The organism is Streptomyces sp. NPDC086554 (genome assembly GCF_040686095.1).
In the GTDB taxonomy this organism is placed as follows: Bacteria; Actinomycetota; Actinomycetes; order Streptomycetales; family Streptomycetaceae; genus Streptomyces.
In genome coordinates this window covers 72,366-92,287 of the sequence record NZ_JBFBJK010000004.1, presented here as the reverse complement: position 1 = coordinate 92,287, position 19,922 = coordinate 72,366, and the positions used below count along the sequence as shown (strand labels likewise).

The following is a 19,922-nucleotide window of genomic DNA, read 5'->3' as shown; positions in this document are numbered from 1 at the left end:
CGGCTACCTCAGCTTGGGGTCGAGGGCGTCGCGCACCGCGTCGCCGAGCATGATGAACGCGAGCACGGTGATCGCCAGGGCTCCCGCGGGCCAGAGCAGCATGTGCGGGGCGTTGCGGATGTACTGGGAGGCGGCCGAGATGTCGATGCCCCAGGAGACGGTCGGCGGCTTCAGACCGACACCCAGGTACGAGAGGGTCGCCTCCAGGGCGATGTACGTACCGAGCGCGATGGTGGCGACGACGATCACCGGGGCGACCGCGTTCGGCGCGATGTGCCGAAGCAGCAGCCGCGAGTTGGAGGCGCCGAGGGCCCGCGCCGCCTGCACGTAGTCGTTCTGCTTGGCGGTGATCACCGAGCCGCGGGCGATGCGCGAGAGCTGCGGCCAGCCGAGCAGCACCATGAAGCCGATCACCGGCCAGACGGTGTTGCTGGTGACCACCGACAGGAGCACCAGGCCGCCGAGCACGACCGGGATGGCGAAGAAGACGTCGGTGATCCGGGAGAGGACCGCGTCCCAGAATCCGCCGAAGAAACCCGCGAGCCCACCGAGCACGCTGCCGAGAATCGCGACGCCGAGCGTGGCGCACACACCGACGGTGACCGAGGCACGGGCCCCGTACACGGTCCGCGTGTAGACGTCGCAGCCCTGCCCGTCGAAGCCGAAGGGGTGCCCGGACGTGGAGCTCTTCTGGGCGTTGGCGAGATCGCAGTCGAGCGGATTGCCGGAGGCGATCAGGGACGGCCAGAGCGAGATGAAGACGAGGAAGATGATGATGAGGCCCGAGATGATGAAGACCGGGTTGCGCCGCAGCTCGCGCCAGGCGTCGGACCACAGACTGCGGGCGGGCGCCGATGGGCCGGTGCCTTCGGGCCCTCCCGGTGTCTTCTCGAGCGTCGAGCCCTCGGTCGCCGCGAGGTCCATCGCGCCCCCGGCACCGGTCGAGGCGATGGCTCCGTCTGGCTCCTTGGGTTCAGGCATAACGGATCCTCGGGTCGAGTACGGCGTACAGGAGGTCGACGACCAGGTTGGCCACCAGGAAGACAAGGACGAGTACGGTCACGAATCCGACGACGGTCTGCGTGCTCTGCCGCAGAATCCCTTGATAAAGCTGGAATCCGACGCCATGGATATTGAAGATCCGCTCGGTGACGATCGCGCCGCCCATCAGCGCGCCGATGTCGGTGCCGATGAAGGTGACCACCGGGATGAGTGAATTGCGCAGCAGGTGCCGGGTGATGACGCGGCGCCTTGGCAGTCCCTTGGCGATGGCGGTCCGCACGTAATCCGCCCGGCGGTTCTCGGCGATGCTCGTCCGGGTGAGGCGGGTGACGTACGCCAGGGACACCGAGGCAAGGACGAATCCCGGCACGATCAGCTCGTCGAAGGGCGCCTCCGACGAGACGGAGGGTTTGATGATCCCCCACTCGACACCGAGCAGCAGTTGGAGCAGCAGGCCGGTGACGAAGGTGGGGATCGCGATGACGACGAGCGTGAGCAGCAGGACGACCGTGTCGATGGGACGCCCGCGCCGCAGCCCGGTGATGACACCGAGCGTGATCCCGATGATGATCTCGAAGAGAATGGCGACGACGGTCAGCCGAATCGTCAGCGGGAAGGCGGTCCCCATCAGCTCGGTGACCTTCTGCCCGTTGAAGGCGGTACCGAAGTCGCCGGTGAAGACATTGCCCATGTACGTCACGTACTGCTGCCACACGGGCTTATCGAGGCCGAATTCCTTCTTCAGCTGAGCGGCGGTCGCGGGATCGCATTTACGATCCCCGCACAGGCCCGCGATGGGGTCGCCCATCACGTTCACCATCAGGAAGATCAGCAGCGTGGCGCCGAAGAAGACCGGGATCATCTGCAGCAGACGCCGGATCACATAACGTCCCATGAGGGCTCCGGAAGTAGTGGAAGCGACCGTCCGGCGCGGTTCTCGCTCTCGCCGGACGGCCGCTTCCGATGCCTCAGCTGACCTTGATCTCGTTGTAGACCGGGACGCTGAACTGGTTCAGCGCGACATCGGAGACCCTGTCCGAGTAGCCGGCGCTGCCGTTCTGGTACCAGAGCGGAATGACGCCCATGTCCTTGGCCAGGACCTTCTCGGCGTCCTGGAACGTGGAGACGGCCTTCGCGGTGTCGGTCTCGGCGTTGGCCTCGTCGACGAGTTTGTCGAATTCCTCGTTCGAGTACTTTCCGTCGTTGGACGGGGCGTCCGTGTAGTACAGCGGCTGCAGGAAGTTCTGGATCAGCGGGTAGTCCATCTGCCACCCCGCGCGCCAGGCACCGTCGAGCTTCTGCTGAGAGGCCTGACTACGGAAGTCGGCAAACGTTCCGACGGGATTCCCGACACAGGACTTGTCATTGCCGAGAGCCTTGTTGATGGAGTTGCAGACCGCATCGACCCATTCCTTGTGTGAGCCGGTGTCCGCGTTGTACGTGATCTTCAGCTGGCCGCCGGGGATGCCGCCGCCCTCGCTGATCAGCTTCTTCGCCTCGTCGGCGTCGTACTTGCAGGGGTCGCCGCAGAGCCCGGACTTGTAGCCGCCGGCTTCGCCGAGCACGGGCGATGTCCAGTCGGTGGCGGGCGTACGAGTCTTCTGGAAAATGGTGTCGGTGATCTGCTCGCGGTTGATCGCCATGGAGAGCCCCTGGCGGACCTTCGCCGCCTCCGGCGTCGCCCACTTCTCGTCGTAGAAGGGGAAGGCGAGGGTCTGGATGATGCCCGCGGGTGTGTTGATGTACCGATCACCGAGGTCACTCTTGGCGTTCTTGAGCTGCGAAGCAGGAACATCATCGACGAGATCGAGATTGCCCGCCATCAAGTCCGTATAGGCGGTGTTGTTGTCGGTGTAGACCTTGAGATCGACGCCGCCGTTCTCCGCCTTGTCGGGACCGGTGTACCCGTCCCACTTCCGCAGGGCCATCTTCGAGCCCTTGGCGTACGAGTCCACGGTGTACGGACCATTGCCGACGGGCTTGGAGAGCCAGGCGTCGTGGTCGTCGTAGAACGCCTTGGGCAGTGGCGCGAACGCCGGATATCCGAGGGTCTTGGGCCAGGTGGAGAACTTCTGCGTGAGCTTGACGGTGAAGGAGGTGTCGTCGACGACCTTCAGCCCGGAGAGCGTGTCGGCGCTGGCGTCGCCCTTCTCCGGATGGACCTTGTCGTACCCCTCGATATAGCCGAAGAAGTAGGCGTTCTTCTGGTTGTTCTTCAGATGCGCGCCGTAGTTCCAGGCATCGACGAACGACTTCGCGGTGACGGCCTCTCCATTGCTGAACTTCCACCCTGTCTTGATCTTCACGGTGAAATTCTGCGAGTCCGAGGTGTCGATGCTCTCGGCGACCATGTTCTTGGCCTCGCCGGTCTTCGGGTCGTACCGCACCAGACCCCGGAAGATCATGTCGAGGACCTTGCCGCCCTGCACCTCATTGGTGTTCGCGGGCTCCAGCGGATTCTGCGGATCGCCCCATGAGGACCCCACGATCCCGGAGCCGTCGCCACCGCCGCCGCCGCTGTCGCCGCCTCCACCGCAGGCAGTCGCCGCGAGAGCGACGGTCACCGCACATGCGGCCCACTTGGCGTGCGTGGCTCCACGCATGGAGTGCCTCCCTTTCGGGCCTGAGTCCCTAGATGCCCATTTAGATACTTAGGCCCAAATACACCCCAAACGGTGATGCACCGCATCTTTGAGGCGGCTTTCCGGGGCTAGTACGACGGGGATACGTCCGGATGGCGGGGGGGGCGGTGCTGTGCTGTGCTGTGCTGTGGCGGGGATTCGGTGACCCGGCGACGGTCATGTTGCCGGGGCCGCCCGGTTGTCCGGAGTGTGGCGGTTCCGGGCTAGGAGTCAAGGGCGCTCCGCTGCGCTGCGCGTCGGCTGCGCCGATTGCGCTTCGCTCCACCCTTGACACCCAGCCCTCCACCGCGAGAAGCGAGATGACCGGGCGGCCACGAAACGGGGCTCACGGGGACTGCCGGGTGGGGTGTTCGGCTTTCCTGCCGGGTGCGGACCAGTTCGTTTCAGCGCCCCGAGGTGGAGGGGCGCGCGGCCGGTTCGGGGATGGGTTCCGGCTTCGTCAAGCGTCTGCCAACCGGATCTCCCGGCGTGACCGTCACGGGAGAAGGAGCCTGGCGGGATGTGATTGCGGGCTGGGGTCCGGCACCTACTTCGGCAAAGTTGCGTTCCGGCAGAAGAGGGGCGCACGCGATGCGTAACGCGCCGTGACGAAGGTAGGTGCTGGTCTCCTCGAGAGCGTGGATTGCGGGACTTCCTTGCAAACCGTGGCGTCACACCAGATCGGAAGCCAGCCGCGCGTGCAGCTCCACGTCGTAGCGGGCCCCGTCGTACGCGAGCTTCTGGCGCTGCACGCCCTCTGCCGCGAAGCCTGCGGCGTGGGCCACCCGGCAGGACGCCGGGTTGTTGACTCGATGCCCCAACTCAAGCCGGAACAGCCCCAGTTCGCCGAAGGCCCACCGACTCAACGCCTCGCACCCGTACGTCGCCACACCTCGCACCCGCGCGGCGGGGGCCGTCCAGTACGACACCCATCCGGTGGCGTGGATTCGGTTCACCGCCCCGACGGCGACGTTCCCGAGTGGGGTGTCGTCACCGTCATACGTCGAAGGCGTACGCGGAGCCGACCCTCCCCTCCTGCTCGCGGCGCGCGATCCAACGGGTCGCCGCTTGAGTCGAGTTGACCGGCTCGTCGGCCTGCCGTGCCATTTCCGGGGCAGAGAAGGCAGCCAGTACGGCGGTGGCATCCGGCTCCGTCCAGGGCCGGAGGAACAGCCTGGCGCCAGCGTCGGCCGTGTCACGCACGGGGTGCGGGGCCGCCGGCTGACTTGATGCTGTCGAGCAGTACGCGCAGGGCGGCGGGGGTGGTGGCGATGACCGTCGCAGGGGTTTCGCTCTCGCGGAGGTGGGCGGAGCCTGCACCGTCAAGGGCGAGTTCGACGCACGTGTCCGCCCCACCTTCGCTGAAGCTGGACTTCCGCCACCGGAGCTCCGACATTCACGCCTTCCTAGAGCAGGGGATACAGGAGCCGCTGAATGAGTCCCAGCGAGTCCTTGCGCGCATGCCCTTCCGGTGTCACCTCGGCGTCAACCGGAGGCAGTGCCTGTTCGCTCAGCCTATCGAACCGGTTGTTGTACGTATCAAGGGAGTTGGCATCCCCGAGGTACAGCGACTGCACCACATGGGCCACGATGACCGTTCCCAGTCGAGGCTGGTGCGGCTCGATCAGCGTGAAGGACGTGCCGTAGGGGACCGGACCGTCGAACGGGACAACCTGCACCGTCACGTTCGGCAGCCGCGACATCTCGATCAGATGCCGCAGCTGATCTCGCATGACGTCAGGCCTGCCGAACGAGGTGTGGAGCGCTGCTTCGTGCACCACAGCATGGAGACGCGGAGGGCGCTCCCTCGTCAGGGCCCCGCGTCGCCGCATCCGGAACTCGACAGCCCGGTCGTGCTCGGCCGTGGACGCGTCCACGTAACCGTCCCGGTGGATAACTGTCGCGTAATCCAAGGTCTGGAGCAGCCCGGGCACGAACATCGGCTCGTAGCAGACGATCCGCTGCGAACCCGCCTCCAGCTCGGCCAGATCCAGCAGCGACGGACGCAGGGAGCGGCGGTACTCGGTCCACCACCCCTTGCCCGACTCCTGCCCCAGCTCGACGAGAGCATCCAGGTAAGTTGCCCCCTCGCCACTGCCCACAGCAGCAGCTCCTGCGAGTCGCCGAAGTCGCTCCTCAGACAGCCCCGTTCGCCCCGACTCAACCGTGGTGATATGCGAGGCGTTCATCCCCATCACCTCGGCCGCGCTCGCAGCCGTGAATCCGGCACTCTCGCGGATGCCGCGAATCTCGGCACCGTACCGCCGCTGCCGATACGTCGGATTCGCCCTGAGTCCCATGCATCCTCCTCGCCCCGGGAAGTATCCATCAACTCCCATCTTCCGCAAGGAGGTTGAGAGGTGGCAACTCTTATCGCTACGGTGTGTATGAGGCCAGTCACAATAGGCACACAACTGGAGGCTGCCACATGAGCATGCCCAAACCCCCGGAAGCCCCGAGCCGCACCTGGTCCTACGGGCTCCTCATCCCCCACGACCCCCGCGCCGTAGGCGTAGTCCGCGCCACGATCCGCAGCATCCTCCGTGCCGCCCGACTCAACTGCATCGTCGACACGGTGGAGTTGCTCGCCTCGGAGATCGTGACGAACGCGTATCGCAACTCCCCCACCGACACCTACGTCACCATGGAGCGCACTCCGGACGACTTCCGGGTCACAGTCTGGGACCACGGCCCCACCGTCCCCGGACTCGCTCGGGCCGAAGCCCCGCCCGACGCGTACGCCGAGTCCGGGCGCGGGCTGCCCCTCGTCGACGCCTGCGCGGACGAGTGGGGTGTCCGCGACTATCCGCACGGCAAGGCGGTGTGGTTCCACCTCGCCCCGAAAGGGGACGCGTGAGTTATCCACAGGCTCAGGCCGAGCCGCAGCCCGCCAGTGCCCCGGAAGACCTGAGAGCCGCCCTCGCCCAGCTCACTCCCGACGCGCTGCCCACGTTCGAGGCCGAGCGCGCCGCCGCACTGCGACAGTCCCGCGAGCAGGTCAGCGCGGCGCCAATGCGCCGCTTCGTCGGCCAGTGGGCTGTCTACGTGGCGGTGGAGCGTCATCCCGAGCGGGCCGCGCGCCTGCGCGCCCTGGAACCGCGCGCCGCCACCACCGAGAGCCTCGACGAGGCCCGCGCCATCGCGGCCGAGATCGGGGGCATCCTCGACGTCGCGTGCGCCGAGGCCGGGATCGAGCGAGGTGAAGTGCCCGCGTGAGTGACGTCGAGGAATGGCGCGGGGACCCCGCAGATCCGCGTTCGCCGGAACGGCAGACGATCTCGAGCTCTCGGGCTGGTTGTCTGTGAAGCGCGCTCTCCAGTAGAAAGTTGTTATGGACGGGACTCCACGGCTCGTCTCAACCCCATGGTCACTCCCGCAGCGAAGAGGCCGAGCGCCGCAGCCGCGGCCAGGAGAGAAGCGCTCTCATGCAGTGGCCAGGCCCAGGAGTACGGCCTCTGGCCGGGCCCCAGGCCGATGAGTGCGCAGCCCACAGGGACGGCGGCGACTGCCAGCGGGCCGTACATCGAGCCGACGAAGTACTGGACGGTCAAGCCCACCCCGAGGTACCCCACGAGATTCCGCGCGACGCCGAGGCCCAGACCGAAGTCGAGCCACTGCGCTTCGCACGCTCCCAGAACCACTGCTCCGATAGCGGCACATCCGAACAGGAAGGTCCGGTAGGTGCGGACGGGGCGGACGGCGGTGACATCGGTCTCCTGGGGCGCTCTGCTCATGGCGTGCAGGAGGACGCAGGCGGGGGCCACCGGGAGGACCAGAGGCAGTGGGATTCCTGTCCCGAATCCGCCCATCAGTGAGGGAATGGGGAGTGCTGACCCGGCGAGTAGCGGTGCGAGGATGAAGCAAGCCAACACAGAGGCCCAGGAGGCATGCACCATGTGCACGCGAAGCCACCAGGTCATGACTGCTTGTCCCCTGCCTGCCTGAAGGAAGCAGGACGGAGTTCCGGCTTCACTGAGCAGTCCAGAACAGATCGCATGTTGCGCTTGTACCAGTCGCGTTGCTGGGCAGGAGGCAGCTTGCGTACCTGGTCGGCAAGATCAACCACTTCGGGCTGCCAGTGCCTCACCAGCTCATCCTTGGGTTCCCCTGAAGTCAGCGACAGCCAGGCATAGATCGCGCTATGCGCGGCATCCCCCGGGTACTCGGCCCCCGGCTTTGTCGCACAGTCCGGTGGGGCGCCCGGCAGCACGCTCGTGGCTGTAGCCGCGCGGACAGCGCTCTCGCTGGGGCGCGGCTCGCCGAACTCGACGTGCGACGCCGGGGTGACTCCCACTTTGCTCAGCCGCTGCCCAGCGTCCTGTGCCCAGCGGACCATGTCGTCCTGCCTGTCGTACTGCTCCGGCCATACGCATACCTGGACACGCCCGCCTGCGCACTTGCGAAGCGCGGGATCCCGGGCCTGCACTCCCTCGAACTCGAGCGGCACAGCCAGGATGAGGGCACCGACGGTGCCAAGAGCAGCCGCAGACACGGCGTACGCCTGATGCTGTCGGTTCCTCGGCTTCGCGCCCAGGGCGGCGGCAATCAGAGCCGCGGCCACGAGCCCTGCAGAGAAGACAATAGTGGCGGCCATGCTGCGAACCGAGGCGGTTTGGTCGATGCCACAGCACTCCACAAGACCCTGCCCGTTGAGGTGCCGCAGCCAGGGCAGCTCGCCGAGCGCGGCGGGCCAGAACCCCCACAGATAGCCGAAGATGAGCATCACTGCGGCGCCCAGGACACGCGGCATCCAGGGTCCGACGAGCCAGCCGAGTGCGATATGGGACACCACCACCGCGTAAGCGGTGAACAGTATTCCCAGGCTCGGGAAGCCGGGCGCCCCGAGAGCGATGGAAGAATAGGCCACGAGACTCGTGAGCACGCCGAGCAGCCCCAGCACCGTGACAGGGGCGAGATGCAGCCAAGCGATACGAAGGCGGCTGCGGGCGGGAGCCCAGCCGTAGACCTCCGCGCGGTGAACCCTCGCGGATTCCCAAGCAGCGCAGGCGCCGCACCCCGCACTCACAAAGCCAAGCACGATCAGCGACTGCGCGGTCGCGGACTCCCAGTACTCGATCACCGAGTCGGTGTTCTGCGCACCGAACCAGAACAGGACCGGGAGCATGACGAGAGCGACCCAGGCAGCCGGCCCCGACCGGAGCAGAGTTCCCAGACGCATACCTCAGACCTCCCCACGGACCAGACCGCGATACGCGCTCTCCGCGCGCCGCTCGACCGGCAGATCTCCAGGAGCCAGAGCGAAGAAGTCCGGGACCGTCCCCTGAAAGGCCACCTGTCCTTGGTCGAAGACGATGACGCTCTCGTATATGTCGGCCAGATCTTCCGTCTGGTGGGTGGACACCACGAAGCTGACGGATTCTGACAGTTCGGCCACCAGGTCGCGGAAGACGCCGCGCTGTATGGGGTCGAGGCCTGCCGTCGGCTCGTCGAGCAACACGACCTGCGCATCGTGGATCAGCGACTGCGCGATACCGAGCCGTCGCATCTGGCCGCCGGACAGTTCGTGACTGCGGCGCTTCGCCAGCTCGGTGAGGCGGACCCGGTCCAGGGCCTTCGCGGAGCGTTCCCACGCCTCGGACTTCGACAAACCCTTCAACCAACCAGCGTAGGCAGCCTGTTCCCGTACGGTCAGCGACGGCACGGGCTTCACGTGCTGCGGCAACCACCCAACTCTGCACCGGTATTCACTGCGGTGACGTCTTTCCGTACTGGTCAATCTGCCCAGTTGCACACGCCCGGATGCGGGAGCGAGAACAGAGGCCCCCAGAGACAACAGGGTGGACTTTCCAGCGCCGTTGGGCCCCAAGAGGACGGTGCACCCCGTGGGGAACTCCAAGGTCAAGCCGTCAAGGACGGTGACTCCCGCACGGTAGGCGAAGGAACAATCGGTGAAGCGAAGCGGCACGGTGCTTCCAGAGGTCAGCGTGGGTGGAACGTGACGAGCGGAGGCAGAGCGCCCGGTCTGCCTGATCCTGAACCGGGCACCCTGTCGAATGGATCAGTACTTGACAGCGACCTTCTTGACCCAGAGCTTGTAGCCGGTCTGGTCATACCCATTCAGGTTGGAGTAGTTGAAGTAGTAGCCACCCTTGGAACGGTCACCGAAGCTGGATGTGTCGCAGTAGTTCTTGTCCCGAGCAACCACCGGGTCCGGAAGGGCCGAGCGCTCCTTCTTCAGCTGTAGGGATGCGTACTTGAAGCGGTTCTCGCCCGAACCCCCGTTGTGGGCCTTGCAGCGGGAGAACTTGACGGTCGTGGAGACGCCGTCGCGATTGTTGTCATTCCAGTGGCGCGAGTCCTTACCAGTCGCCCACGCCTTAATTTCGCTGCCAAAGCCCCCCTCAGCAAAGGCCGGTCCGATCCCAAGCCCTGCGATGGCTACAGCCCCTGCGGCGATCGAGGCTATCTTGCGCTTCCTGTTCATGTTCCCCTCCGAGATTCTTGGACCTGTGGTTGGTCACACCAAGTGGCCCTCACGCGATGATCAAGATGCTGCTCGGTGATCATATGGCTACGCAGCGACAACTGTGTGGAAGTTGTGACCGATTTGAGGAACATCTGAGGTCGAGCGGCTCGAGGGGTCAGTTCATACCTGGAGGCAACGTCCAGGCGCACCGCGGTCTTCCAGCACTCACCGCTGGTTGCCCGAACGGGCAGTGCCCCAAAAGACAATGAGGGAACGGCGGCGCTGCTGGCGGGAGTTGCCCCGGCGCAAGCCGCGCAGAGCAGCACGAAGGACGACCGCGTCACGGCCGCTTCGGCGCAGTCGGCGCAGGACGTCGCGGCGCAGGCTTCGTCGAAGTACAAGGTCCTCAAGCAGTTCGACTACTCCCGCTCGAAGCAGCATCAACTGCCGTTGCGTCTGGGGCAGTACTACCGCTATGGCCACGGACGAGACGATGACGGCGGCGGAGGCCCCCGATTCGCGTACTTCGGCGCGGTGACGGCCTTCTGCAAGGGCAGCGTCAAGTGCCCGACCTGGGTCAACACCAAGTTCAAGCCCAGGACGTCCACCGCGCCGCTGAACACGGCGGCGCTGAACGCGACGGCAAGCGGCGAGCTGACCGTCTTCACCTACAAGCCGCTGGTCGAGAAGAAGGGCCGCCTGGCCCTCGCCTCCTGATCACAAGCGCACCCCATTGAGTAGCGTGGATGCCGCCGCGGGCAAGCAGCCCGTGGCGGCATCCGCACATGACGGGAGGCTCCGCCGATGGGACGCGGCAAGCGACGACCGCACCAGACGTACACGGTGGGCTCGTACGAACCCCCGGGCGGGAATCCACCGCAGGACACCGAGCAGGACACGGCAACCGCCGCGCTCCTCCAAGACGTGGCCGACATGGCCTTCAAAGGCGGCCCGTTGGGAGCGGAACTGTCCCAACTCGACCTGGTAGAACGTACGTTCACCTTCCGTCACCTGGCTGAACCCGACCCGCGGCCACTGACAGGCGAGTCCGGCAAGGTACCCGTGGACGACCAGGAGCGAGCCGCAATCATGTGGACCCCGCAACCCGGCTCACCGGCCTGGGCGCACCTGGCCCACCTCCTGGAGGAACTGCCGTTCATCGCCTCGTTCCGCGAGTACGGACCCCACGTCGGCCCCACCGTTCTGGGCGTCGAATCGCCGACACGGCAGTACGCCGACGTCCTGGTGGAACACAAGGACACGACATGGCGGGTCCGCGTACAACTCGAAGGCAGGCAAGAACCGCTGGAGTTCCCCGGCATGACGATCGCCGAAATCTTCGGCGAGAACCGCCACCACGCACTGCTGCGCGAAGGCGTGGTGGAGGCCGGAATCTGACCCGCCCCCGCACAAACATGCGGGGGCGCCCCAAGCCAACTCAGGCTCGGGGCGCCCCCGTTCACGTACACATCAGGTACGTCCGTGGAGATTCACGCCGCGTGCACGACGTCCTTCTCCTCCGCGAAGTGGCACGCCGACTCATGTGCCGCCGGAGTGTCCTGGCCCGCGAACCGCTGCGGGATCGCGAGCAGCGGGATCTCCTCCGCGCACTTCGCCTCCGCCTTCCAGCAGCGGGTGCGGAAGCGGCAGCCGGAGGGAGGATTGGCCGGGGACGGGACGTCTCCGGTGAGGATGATCCGCTCGCGGCCCTCGCGCGCCTCCGGGTCCGGCACCGGCACCGCGGAGAGCAGCGCCTGCGTGTACGGGTGCGTCGGGTGCTCGTAGATCTGCTCGTCCGAGCCGATCTCCGCCATCTTGCCGAGGTACATCACGCCCACGCGGTCCGAGATGTGCCGGACGATCGACAGGTCGTGCGCGATGAAGAGGTAGGAGAGGTTGAACTCGTCCTGCAGCTTCCCCATCAGGTTGATGACCTGGGCCTGGACGGAGACGTCCAGGGCCGAGACCGGCTCGTCGCAGATGATGATCTCGGGGTTCAGGGCCAGACCGCGCGCGATGCCGATGCGCTGGCGCTGGCCGCCCGAGAACTGGTGCGGGTAGCGGTTGATGTACTCCGGGTTCAGGCCCACCACGTCCAGGAGGTCCTGGACCTTCTGGCGGCGCGAGCCCTTGGGAGCCACCTCGGGGTGGATCTCGAAGGGCTCCCCGATGATGTCGCCCACCGTCATACGGGGGTTGAGCGACGTGTACGGGTCCTGGAACACCATCTGGATGTTGCGGCGCACCGCCTTCAGGGCACGCCCCGAAAGCTTGGTGATGTCCTGGCCCTTGTAGAAGACCTCGCCGGCCGTGGCGCGTTCGAGCGTCATCAGGAGCTTGGCGACCGTGGACTTGCCACAGCCCGACTCGCCCACGATGCCCAGCGTCTCGCCCTGGTAGAGGTCGAAGGAGATGCCGTCGACGGCCTTGACCGCACCGATCTGCTTCTTGATCAGGATTCCCTGGGTCAGAGGGAAGTGCTTGACCAGGTTGCGGACCTGGAGGATCGGCTCGCCTCGCTCGACCGGCGCCTCGATCGCCGCCACGGCCTCTTCAGCGGTGGACGCGTCGACCGTTTCCACCTCGGAGACGTTCGGGGTCGTGTCCTGAGGCTCGTCAGTCTTCTTGAGCTCAGCCATGGATCGTCTCCTTCCAGAAGTGGCACGCGCTGCCGCGGCCCGGCAGTTCCAAGCCGTCCTGCTCGGTCACCGGCACGAGGGCCGGGATGTCCGTACGGCAGATGTCCTGCGCCTTGAGGCAACGCGGGTTGAAGGCGCAACCGGAGGGGATGTGGAGCAGGTTGGGCGGCAGGCCCTTGATCGCGAAAAGCTCCTGGCCCTTCTGGTCGAGACGGGGAATCGAATCGAGCAGACCGCGCGTGTACGGGTGCGCGGGGCGCTTGTAGAGCTCGTGGACCGGGGCCGTCTCGACGATCCGGCCCGCGTACATCACCGCGATCTTGTCGGCGACGTCCGCGACCACACCCAGGTCGTGGGTGATGAGGATCAGGCCCATGTTGTACTCGCGCTGCAACTCGGCGAGCAGATCCATGACCTGAGCCTGGACGGTGACGTCGAGCGCCGTCGTCGGCTCGTCCGCGATGATCAGGTCCGGCTCCAGGGCGAGCGCCATCGCGATCATGATGCGCTGGCGCATACCGCCGGAGAACTGGTGCGGGTAGTCGTTCACCCGCTCCTTGGCGGCCGGGATCTTCACCCGCTCCATCAGCTCGATGGCCTTGGCCTTGGCCTGCTTGCGGCTGACACCGTCGTGCACCCTGAACATCTCGCCGAGCTGATAGCCCACGGAGAGCACTGGGTTGAGCGACGACAGAGCGTCCTGGAAGATCATCGCGATCTTGCGGCCGCGGATCTTCCTGCGCTCCTCGTTGGACATCTTGAGCATGTCCTGGCCGCGGAAGAGGATCTCGCCGTGCGGGATCTTGCCGGGCGGCATGTCGAGGATGCCCATGATGGCTTGCGCCGTCACGGACTTGCCGGAGCCCGACTCACCGAGGACGGCGAGCGTCTCGCCCGCGTCCACGCTGTAGTTGACGCCGTTCACTGCCTTGACCACACCGTCGCGGGTGTGGAACTCGACGTGCAGGTCCTTGACGTCCAGCAGTCTGCCGCTCTTTTCCTCGCCCGAGCGGGGGGCAGGAACCGAGTCTTCCTTGATGTCGATGCTGGTCATTTACGCCTCCCTCAGCGCAGCTTCGGGTCGAGGGCTTCGCGTACGGCGTCGCCCATCATGATGAACGCAAGCACCGTGAGACTCAGCATTCCTGCCGGGAAGATCAGTGTGTGCGGGTTGTTGCGGATGTCGTTCAGGGCGTCGGAGATGTCACCGCCCCAGGAGAGCGCGTCACCACCGAAGCCCAGGCCCAGGAAGGACAGCGTCGACTCGGCGACGATGTACGTGCCGAGCGCGATGGTCGCGATCACAATCACCGGGGCGACGGCGTTCGGCAGAATGTGCCGGAACAGGATCCGCTTAGTGCCCGCGCCGAGTGCCTTTGCCGCCACGACGTAGTCCGCGTGCCGGGTGGTGATCACCGCGCCGCGCATCACGCGGGCGATCTGCGTCCAGCCGAGGAAGGCGAGGGCGCCGGTGATGACCCAGACGTTGCGCTCGGTGAAGGCGTTCAGGACGACCATCGCGCCGAGCAGGAACGGGACACCGAAGAACACGTCGGTGAGCCGCGAAAGGATGCTGTCCCAGATGCCGCCGAAGTAGCCGGCCAGCATGCCGATCAGGCCGCCGAACAGGGTGACCAGGATGGTCACACCGAAGCCGACCATGATCGAGTTGCGGGCACCGTAGACCACGCGGGCGTAGACGCTGCGGCCCTGGCGGTCGTAGCCGAACCAGTCGGGTTGGAAGAAGTGGCCGAGGCTCGGCTTCTCCAGGAAGTGATTGGTCAGGTCGCCGGACCGGGGGTCGGCGCTGGTGAACATGCCAGGGAAGGCAGCGACAAGGAGCACCACGACGATCAGCAGTGCGGAGACGACGAAGAGCGGCCTGCGGCGCAGGTCCCGCCAGGCGTCGCCCCAAAGGCTGCGCGGCTTGCCCGTCGTGTCCGCGGCGTCGACGGATTTCGCGTCGGCCTCGACGATGGCCACGGCGTGTGCCTCGTCCGTGGCCTGGGACTTGGTGAGGTCAGGCATAACGGATCCTCGGGTCCAGAACGGCGTAGAGAAGGTCGACGATCAGACTCGCGAGGAGATACACGAGCACCAGAACCGTCACGATGCCGACGATGACGGCGCCCTCTCGGTTGCCCAGCGCATCGAACAGCAGGTTGCCGACACCGGTGACGTTGAAGATGCCCTCGGTGATGACGGCGCCGCCCATCAGGGTGCCGATGTCGGTGCCCAGGTAAGTGACCACCGGGATAAGGGAGTTGCGCAGCAGGTGCCGGGTGATGATCCGGCGGCGCGGCAGGCCCTTGGCGACCGCGGTGCGTATGTAGTCCGCCTGCCGGTTCTCCGCGATGGAGGTACGGCTCAGGCGTGCCACATAGGCGAGACCGACGAGGCCGAGCACGAGTGCCGGCATCAGCAACTGCTGGAAGTCCGTCGAGTCCTGGACCGTCGGTTTCACCCAGCCGAGCTCGTTGCCGAAGATCAGCTGGAGGAACAGGCCGAACACGAAGATCGGGACGGAGATCACGAGGAGCGTGAAGAGCGTCACGGTGTTGTCCACGAACCGGCTGCGCCGCACGCCGGCCAGTACGCCCAGAGCGATACCAACGACGAGTTCGAACGACCACGCCATGGCGGCGAGTCTCATCGAAATCGGGAAAGCCTGCTTGATCTCGTCAAGAATGGGCCTGTTGCCGGCAATGGTCTTGCCGAAGTCACCCTGCAGCAATCCGCCCATGTAATGCAGGTATTGCTGCCAGAGCGGCAGGTCGAGCCCGCGGTCGTGCCTGATCTGCGCGACCTGCGCCGGGTCCGGCGGCTTGTCGCCCCACAGCGCCCGTACGGGGTCGCCGGGGAGCACATTGACCATCAGGAAGATCAGCAGGGTTGTCCCGATGAAGACCGGGATCATCTGGAGCAGTCGCCTCGCGACGTAGCGCCCCATGGTGGTGCCTCCGTCCATTGCGGAGCCACCCGGAAGCGACGCCCGGGATCGCCGGGCGTCGCTTCCGGGAACGGACTCCGACGACTACTACTTCTCGAAGACCTCGACCTCGGTGAGGACAGGGTCGCCGGCCTGGTCGAACTCCATGCCCTTCACGTTGTTCGAGTACGCGGAGAGCGTCTTGTTGTACCAGAGCGGAATGCCCGGGAAGCTGTTCTGCAGAGACTTCTCGGCCTCTCCGTACAGCTTGGCGGACTCTTCGATGGTCTTCGCCGCGTCGGCCTTCTTGGTCAGCTCGTCGAACTTCTTGTCCGAGAAGCCGCCCTTGTTGCCGTCGACGCCGGTGCCGTAGAGGTCGGCGAGGAAGTTGCCGTTGAACGGGTAGTCGAGCACCCATCCGGAGCGGTAGATCGACTTGACCTTCTTCTGGTCACGGATCTCCGTGTCGGCCGCGAAGTCGGTCACCGCGTCGCCGACGCACTTGACGCCGGTCGACTTGGTGATGCTGTTGCAGACCGCGACGACCCAGTCCTTGTGCGGCTGGTCGGCGTTGTACTGGATGGAGATCTTGTTGCCGGGAACACCGCCGCCCTCCTTGATGAGGGACTTGGCCTTCTTGGCGTCGAACTTGCAGTACTCGCCGCAGGCGTCCTTCTGGTACCCCTTGACACCCTTGGCGACCCAGCCGGTGGCGGACTCACGCGTGCCGTAGAAGACGGTCTTGGCGATGGTCTCGCGGTCGATCGCCATGGACAGGCCCTGAAGGACCTTGACGTCGATGTCCTTCCACTGCTTCGTGTAGAAGGCCGGGTTGATCGTGTTGATCGCCGAGAAGTCCTGCTCGATGGCGCGGTCGCCGAAGTCCTGCTTGAAGTTGGCGGTCTCGCTGTTCGGCACGATCGGCATCGAGTCGACGTTGTCCGACTTCAGGTCCGCGTAGGCCGCCGTGTCCTTGGTGTAGGCCTTGAAGTCGACGCCGCCGTTCTTCGGCTTGTCACCCTTGTAGCCGTCCCAGGCGCGGACCGAGATGAGCTTCTTGTGGTCCCACTTCGAGAACTTGTACGGGCCGTTGCCGACCGGCGCCTCGCCGTACTTCTTCGGGTCCTTGAGGGCCTCCGAAGGCAGCGGGTAGAAGGGCGCGTAGACGAGCTTGTACGCGTAGTACGGGATGCCGTTGTTCAGCGTGATGGTGAAGGTGTTGTCGTCGACGACCTTCAGACCCTCCATCGCCTTGGCCTTGGCGTCACCCTTCTCGGGGTGGACCTTGTCGTAGCCGACGATGTCGCGGTACCAGGCGCTGTTCTGCTGGCCGTTGGCCGGGTTCGCGGCCCAGTTCCAGGCGTCCACGTACGACTTGGCGGTGACGGCCTCGCCGTTGTGGAACTTCCAGCCCGGCTTCAGCTTGACGGTCCACACCTTGGAGTCCTTGTCGGGGGTGACCGACTCGGCGTTCTCGTAGGTGATGTTGCCCTGCTTGTCGTAGTGGACCAGGCCCGTGAAGAGCGAGTCGATGACGACGCTTCCGTATGCCTCCATGGTGTTGGAAGGCTGCAGGGCGTTCTGCGGCTCGCCGTTGGCATAGCTGACGATCCCCTTGGGGTCGACCTTGCCACTCTTGCCGCTGTCGCTGTCGCCGCCACCACAGGCCGTTGCCGTCAGCGCCACGACACCCGCTATCGCGACCCACTTGGCGCTCTTGGCACCACGCATGGGGTTCCTCCTCATGAGTCCACTTGTTCACTACAAGAGGGGGTACAAGAAACCGCGCCGACACCCCTGACGGCGCGAAGATCGACGTACCCCAGTGTGCTCGTGAGTCGGCGCTCCCCACAGCGCGTGACCCATTGACCCGAGCTATACGCGGTCAACTATTAGCCATGAGGTACCGGTCGACCACAGTCTTTTGGTCTCGGTTCAATCACACCTGGTGCGTACAACTTCCAAAATCCGGACAAACCGATCCGAGATAGATGGTTGCGAAACGGACGTGTTACACATCTAACGGTCAACGGAGTCCGCATTCCGGACGGAGCGTCCAGGAAAACCGGTTGCGGCCGGGCAAGTTGGAGACGCCCGGCGGGTCCCTTCGGAGGCAGTCCGGTGGACACGCGTAGACCCACGGAGGTGTGCGCCAGCGTAGCGGCCTGACGGACCGCGCAAGGGGGGAACTGCGGCAGATACGCGAGAGGCCGGCTCCCGTCCCTCCTTCCAGAGGGGCGGAAACCGGCCTCGGTTGCCGAATTCGCCGAGCGTCAGCGGCAGTTGTGCATGAGCCTGGCGCGGCTCAAAGCTTTAGCCAGACTTTGTCACGGCCTTAGCCGTGCTTGGCGCGCGAAGCCGTGCGCCCGCGCTGCTTCTGGTCCAGGACGACCTTGCGGATACGCACGGTCTCCGGGGTCACCTCGATGCACTCGTCGTCGCGGCAGAACTCCAGGGACTGCTCGAGCGAGAGCTTGCGGGCGGGCACGACGTTCTCGGTCGTGTCCGCGGAAGCCGCACGCATGTTGGTGAGCTTCTTCTCCTTGGTGATGTTCACGTCCATGTCGTCGGCGCGCGAGTTCTCACCGACGATCATGCCCTCGTACACCTCGGTGCCGGCCTCGGTGAAGATGACACCGCGCTCCTGGAGGTTGACCATCGCGAACGGCGTGACCGAACCCGAACGGTCCGCGACCAGCGAGCCGTTGTGACGGGTGCGCAGCTCGCCGAACCACGGCTCGTGGCCCTCGAAGATCGAGTGCGCGATGCCGGTGCCGCGGGTCTGGGTCAGGAACTCCGTACGGAAGCCGATGAGGCCACGCGACGGAACGATCCACTCCATGCGGATCCAGCCGGAGCCGTGGTTGGTCATCGTCTCCATGCGGCCCTTGCGGGTCGCCATCAGCTGCGTGATGGCGCCGAGGTGCTCCTCGGGCGAGTCGATCGTCATGCGCTCGATCGGCTCGTACGTCTTGCCGTCGATCTGCTTGGTGACGACCTCGGGCTTGCCGACGGTGAGCTCGAAGCCCTCGCGGCGCATCTGCTCGACCAGGATGGCGAGCGCGAGCTCACCACGACCCTGGACCTCCCAGGCGTCCGGGCGCTCGGTGTCCAGGACACGGAGCGAGACGTTACCGATGAGCTCCTTGTCCAGACGGTCCTTCACCTGACGGGCGGTGACCTTGTGGCCCTTGCCGCCCTTGCCGACGAGCGGCGAGGTGTTCGTACCGATGGTCATGGAGATCGCGGGCTCGTCGACCGTGATCAGCGGGAGCGCGATCGGGTTCTCGGGGTCGGCGAGGGTCTCACCGATCATGATCTCCGGGATACCGGCGATGGCGCAGATGTCGCCGGGGCCCGCCTTCTCGGCCGGCTTGCGGGTCAGCGCCTCCGTCATCATCAGCTCGGTGATGCGGACGTTGGACATCGTGCCGTCACGCTTGATCCACGTGACGGTCTGGCCCTTCTTCAGCTCGCCCTGCTCGACGCGGCACAGCGCGATACGGCCGAGGAAGTTGTCGGCGTCGAGGTTGGTGACGTGGGCCTGGAGGGGGGCGTCCTCGTCGTACTCCGGAGCGGGGACGTGCTCCAGGATCGTCGAGAAGAACGGCTCCAGGTTCTCGCTGTCGGCCGGGACGGTGCCGTCCTCCGGCTTGGTCAGCGAGGCGACGCCGTCACGGGCACAGGCGTAGACGATCGGGAACTCGATCTGGTCCTCGTCGGCGTCCAGGTCGAGGAACAGGTCGTACGTCTCGTCGACGACCTCGGCGATGCGCGAGTCCGGGCGGTCCGTCTTGTTGATGCAGAGGATCACCGGCATGCGCGCGGCGAGGGCCTTGCGCAGCACGAAGCGGGTCTGCGGAAGCGGACCCTCGGAGGCGTCGACCAGGAGGACGACCGCGTCGACCATCGACAGGCCGCGCTCGACCTCACCACCGAAGTCGGCGTGGCCGGGGGTGTCGATGATGTTGATGGTGATGACGTCGCCGCCATCCTTGGGGTGGTACTTGACGGCCGTGTTCTTGGCCAGGATCGTGATGCCCTTCTCACGCTCCAGGTCGTTCGAGTCCATCATGCGGTCGTCGAGCGACTCGGCTGCGTGCGCGGCGAAGGAGCCGGCCTGCTTGAGCATGGCGTCGACCAGCGTGGTCTTGCCGTGGTCGACGTGGGCGACGATGGCAACATTACGAATGTCATGGCGCGTGGGCATACGAGCTGCGCTTCTCCCGGGAAGAGTGGACGGCGGCGCGTACGGTCCGGTACGCGTGCCCTGCCGGGCAGAACACGCCACGGCCTCACCCCAG

General features: G+C 65.8%; 19 protein-coding genes and 1 pseudogene. 4 read left to right on the top strand and 16 right to left on the bottom strand.

What is annotated here, in order from left to right:
* Positions 1-3: 3 nt before the first annotated feature.
* The 6 genes and pseudogenes from AB0O76_RS07645 to AB0O76_RS07620 all read right to left on the bottom strand — a co-directional run bounded on the left by AB0O76_RS07645 (position 4) and on the right by AB0O76_RS07620 (position 5,923).
* Positions 4-981, bottom strand: a complete 978-nt coding sequence (locus AB0O76_RS07645) for an ABC transporter permease (RefSeq protein WP_365486504.1) — start codon at positions 979-981, stop codon at positions 4-6.
* Positions 974-1,897, bottom strand: coding sequence for an ABC transporter permease (locus AB0O76_RS07640; protein ID WP_365486502.1), 924 nt, complete (start codon positions 1,895-1,897; stop codon positions 974-976). The genes AB0O76_RS07645 and AB0O76_RS07640 overlap by 8 nt, the downstream gene beginning before the upstream one ends.
* 73 nt (positions 1,898-1,970) lie before the next feature.
* A complete protein-coding gene (locus tag AB0O76_RS07635; protein WP_365486500.1) occupies positions 1,971-3,605 on the bottom strand; it encodes an ABC transporter substrate-binding protein in 1,635 nt (544 codons plus the stop codon).
* 689 nt (positions 3,606-4,294) lie between these two features.
* A pseudogene (locus AB0O76_RS07630) lies at positions 4,295-4,730 on the bottom strand (GNAT family protein).
* Between the two features lie 88 nt (positions 4,731-4,818).
* Entirely contained in the window at positions 4,819-5,019 is a 201-nt protein-coding gene (locus AB0O76_RS07625) for a DUF397 domain-containing protein (RefSeq protein ID WP_365486499.1), read from the bottom strand.
* A gap of 10 nt (positions 5,020-5,029) precedes the next feature.
* A complete protein-coding gene (locus AB0O76_RS07620) occupies positions 5,030-5,923 on the bottom strand; it encodes a helix-turn-helix transcriptional regulator (protein ID WP_365486497.1) in 894 nt (297 codons plus the stop codon).
* 128 nt (positions 5,924-6,051) lie between these two features.
* On the opposite strand from AB0O76_RS07620, the gene AB0O76_RS07615 reads away from it, so the two are divergent.
* Positions 6,052-6,480, top strand: coding sequence for an ATP-binding protein (locus AB0O76_RS07615; protein WP_365486495.1), 429 nt, complete (start codon positions 6,052-6,054; stop codon positions 6,478-6,480).
* The gene (locus AB0O76_RS07610) at positions 6,477-6,839 is read left to right on the top strand and encodes a DUF6247 family protein (protein WP_365486493.1); all 363 of its coding nucleotides are present in this window, start codon (positions 6,477-6,479) and stop codon (positions 6,837-6,839) included. Before AB0O76_RS07615 ends, AB0O76_RS07610 begins: the two co-directional genes overlap by 4 nt.
* A 113-nt stretch (positions 6,840-6,952) precedes the next feature.
* Here AB0O76_RS07610 and AB0O76_RS07605 read toward each other — a convergent pair whose 3' ends face one another.
* From AB0O76_RS07605 to AB0O76_RS07590, 4 genes are all read right to left on the bottom strand, one after another.
* Positions 6,953-7,357: a hypothetical protein gene (locus AB0O76_RS07605; protein ID WP_365486491.1), complete on the bottom strand. Its 405-nt coding sequence runs from the start codon at positions 7,355-7,357 to the stop codon at positions 6,953-6,955.
* Between the two features lie 182 nt (positions 7,358-7,539).
* Positions 7,540-8,748, bottom strand: coding sequence for a hypothetical protein (locus AB0O76_RS07600; protein ID WP_365486489.1), 1,209 nt, complete (start codon positions 8,746-8,748; stop codon positions 7,540-7,542).
* Positions 8,749-8,805: 57 nt separating this feature from the next.
* The gene (locus AB0O76_RS07595) at positions 8,806-9,549 is read right to left on the bottom strand and encodes an ATP-binding cassette domain-containing protein (protein ID WP_365486487.1); all 744 of its coding nucleotides are present in this window, start codon (positions 9,547-9,549) and stop codon (positions 8,806-8,808) included.
* A 93-nt stretch (positions 9,550-9,642) separates the two neighbouring features.
* Positions 9,643-10,068: a hypothetical protein gene (locus AB0O76_RS07590; RefSeq protein WP_365486485.1), complete on the bottom strand. Its 426-nt coding sequence runs from the start codon at positions 10,066-10,068 to the stop codon at positions 9,643-9,645.
* 432 nt (positions 10,069-10,500) lie between these two features.
* Between AB0O76_RS07590 and AB0O76_RS07585 the strand changes: the two genes are divergently transcribed.
* Both AB0O76_RS07585 and AB0O76_RS07580 read left to right on the top strand, forming a co-directional pair.
* A complete protein-coding gene (locus AB0O76_RS07585; protein ID WP_365486483.1) occupies positions 10,501-10,767 on the top strand; it encodes a hypothetical protein in 267 nt (88 codons plus the stop codon).
* A gap of 87 nt (positions 10,768-10,854) precedes the next feature.
* Positions 10,855-11,448, top strand: a complete 594-nt coding sequence (locus AB0O76_RS07580) for a hypothetical protein (RefSeq protein WP_365486481.1) — start codon at positions 10,855-10,857, stop codon at positions 11,446-11,448.
* 92 nt (positions 11,449-11,540) lie between these two features.
* Here the strand turns inward: AB0O76_RS07580 and AB0O76_RS07575 are convergent, their stop codons facing one another.
* From AB0O76_RS07575 to typA, 6 genes are all read right to left on the bottom strand, one after another.
* Positions 11,541-12,689, bottom strand: coding sequence for a dipeptide ABC transporter ATP-binding protein (locus AB0O76_RS07575; RefSeq protein ID WP_365486479.1), 1,149 nt, complete (start codon positions 12,687-12,689; stop codon positions 11,541-11,543).
* Complete coding sequence (locus AB0O76_RS07570; RefSeq protein ID WP_365486477.1) at positions 12,682-13,743, bottom strand: ABC transporter ATP-binding protein; 1,062 nt, start codon at positions 13,741-13,743, stop codon at positions 12,682-12,684. The genes AB0O76_RS07575 and AB0O76_RS07570 overlap by 8 nt, the downstream gene beginning before the upstream one ends.
* 11 nt (positions 13,744-13,754) lie before the next feature.
* Positions 13,755-14,717 (bottom strand): ABC transporter permease, encoded by a 963-nt coding sequence (locus AB0O76_RS07565; RefSeq protein ID WP_365486475.1) that lies wholly within the window; start codon positions 14,715-14,717, stop codon positions 13,755-13,757.
* The gene (locus AB0O76_RS07560) at positions 14,710-15,639 is read right to left on the bottom strand and encodes an ABC transporter permease (protein ID WP_365487077.1); all 930 of its coding nucleotides are present in this window, start codon (positions 15,637-15,639) and stop codon (positions 14,710-14,712) included. Before AB0O76_RS07560 ends, AB0O76_RS07565 begins: the two co-directional genes overlap by 8 nt.
* Before the next feature lie 87 nt (positions 15,640-15,726).
* Entirely contained in the window at positions 15,727-17,349 is a 1,623-nt protein-coding gene (locus AB0O76_RS07555) for an ABC transporter substrate-binding protein (protein WP_365486473.1), read from the bottom strand.
* A 604-nt stretch (positions 17,350-17,953) separates the two neighbouring features.
* Entirely contained in the window at positions 17,954-19,828 is a 1,875-nt protein-coding gene (gene typA, locus AB0O76_RS07550; RefSeq protein ID WP_365486471.1) for a translational GTPase TypA, read from the bottom strand.
* Between the last annotated feature and the right edge of the window lie 94 nt (positions 19,829-19,922).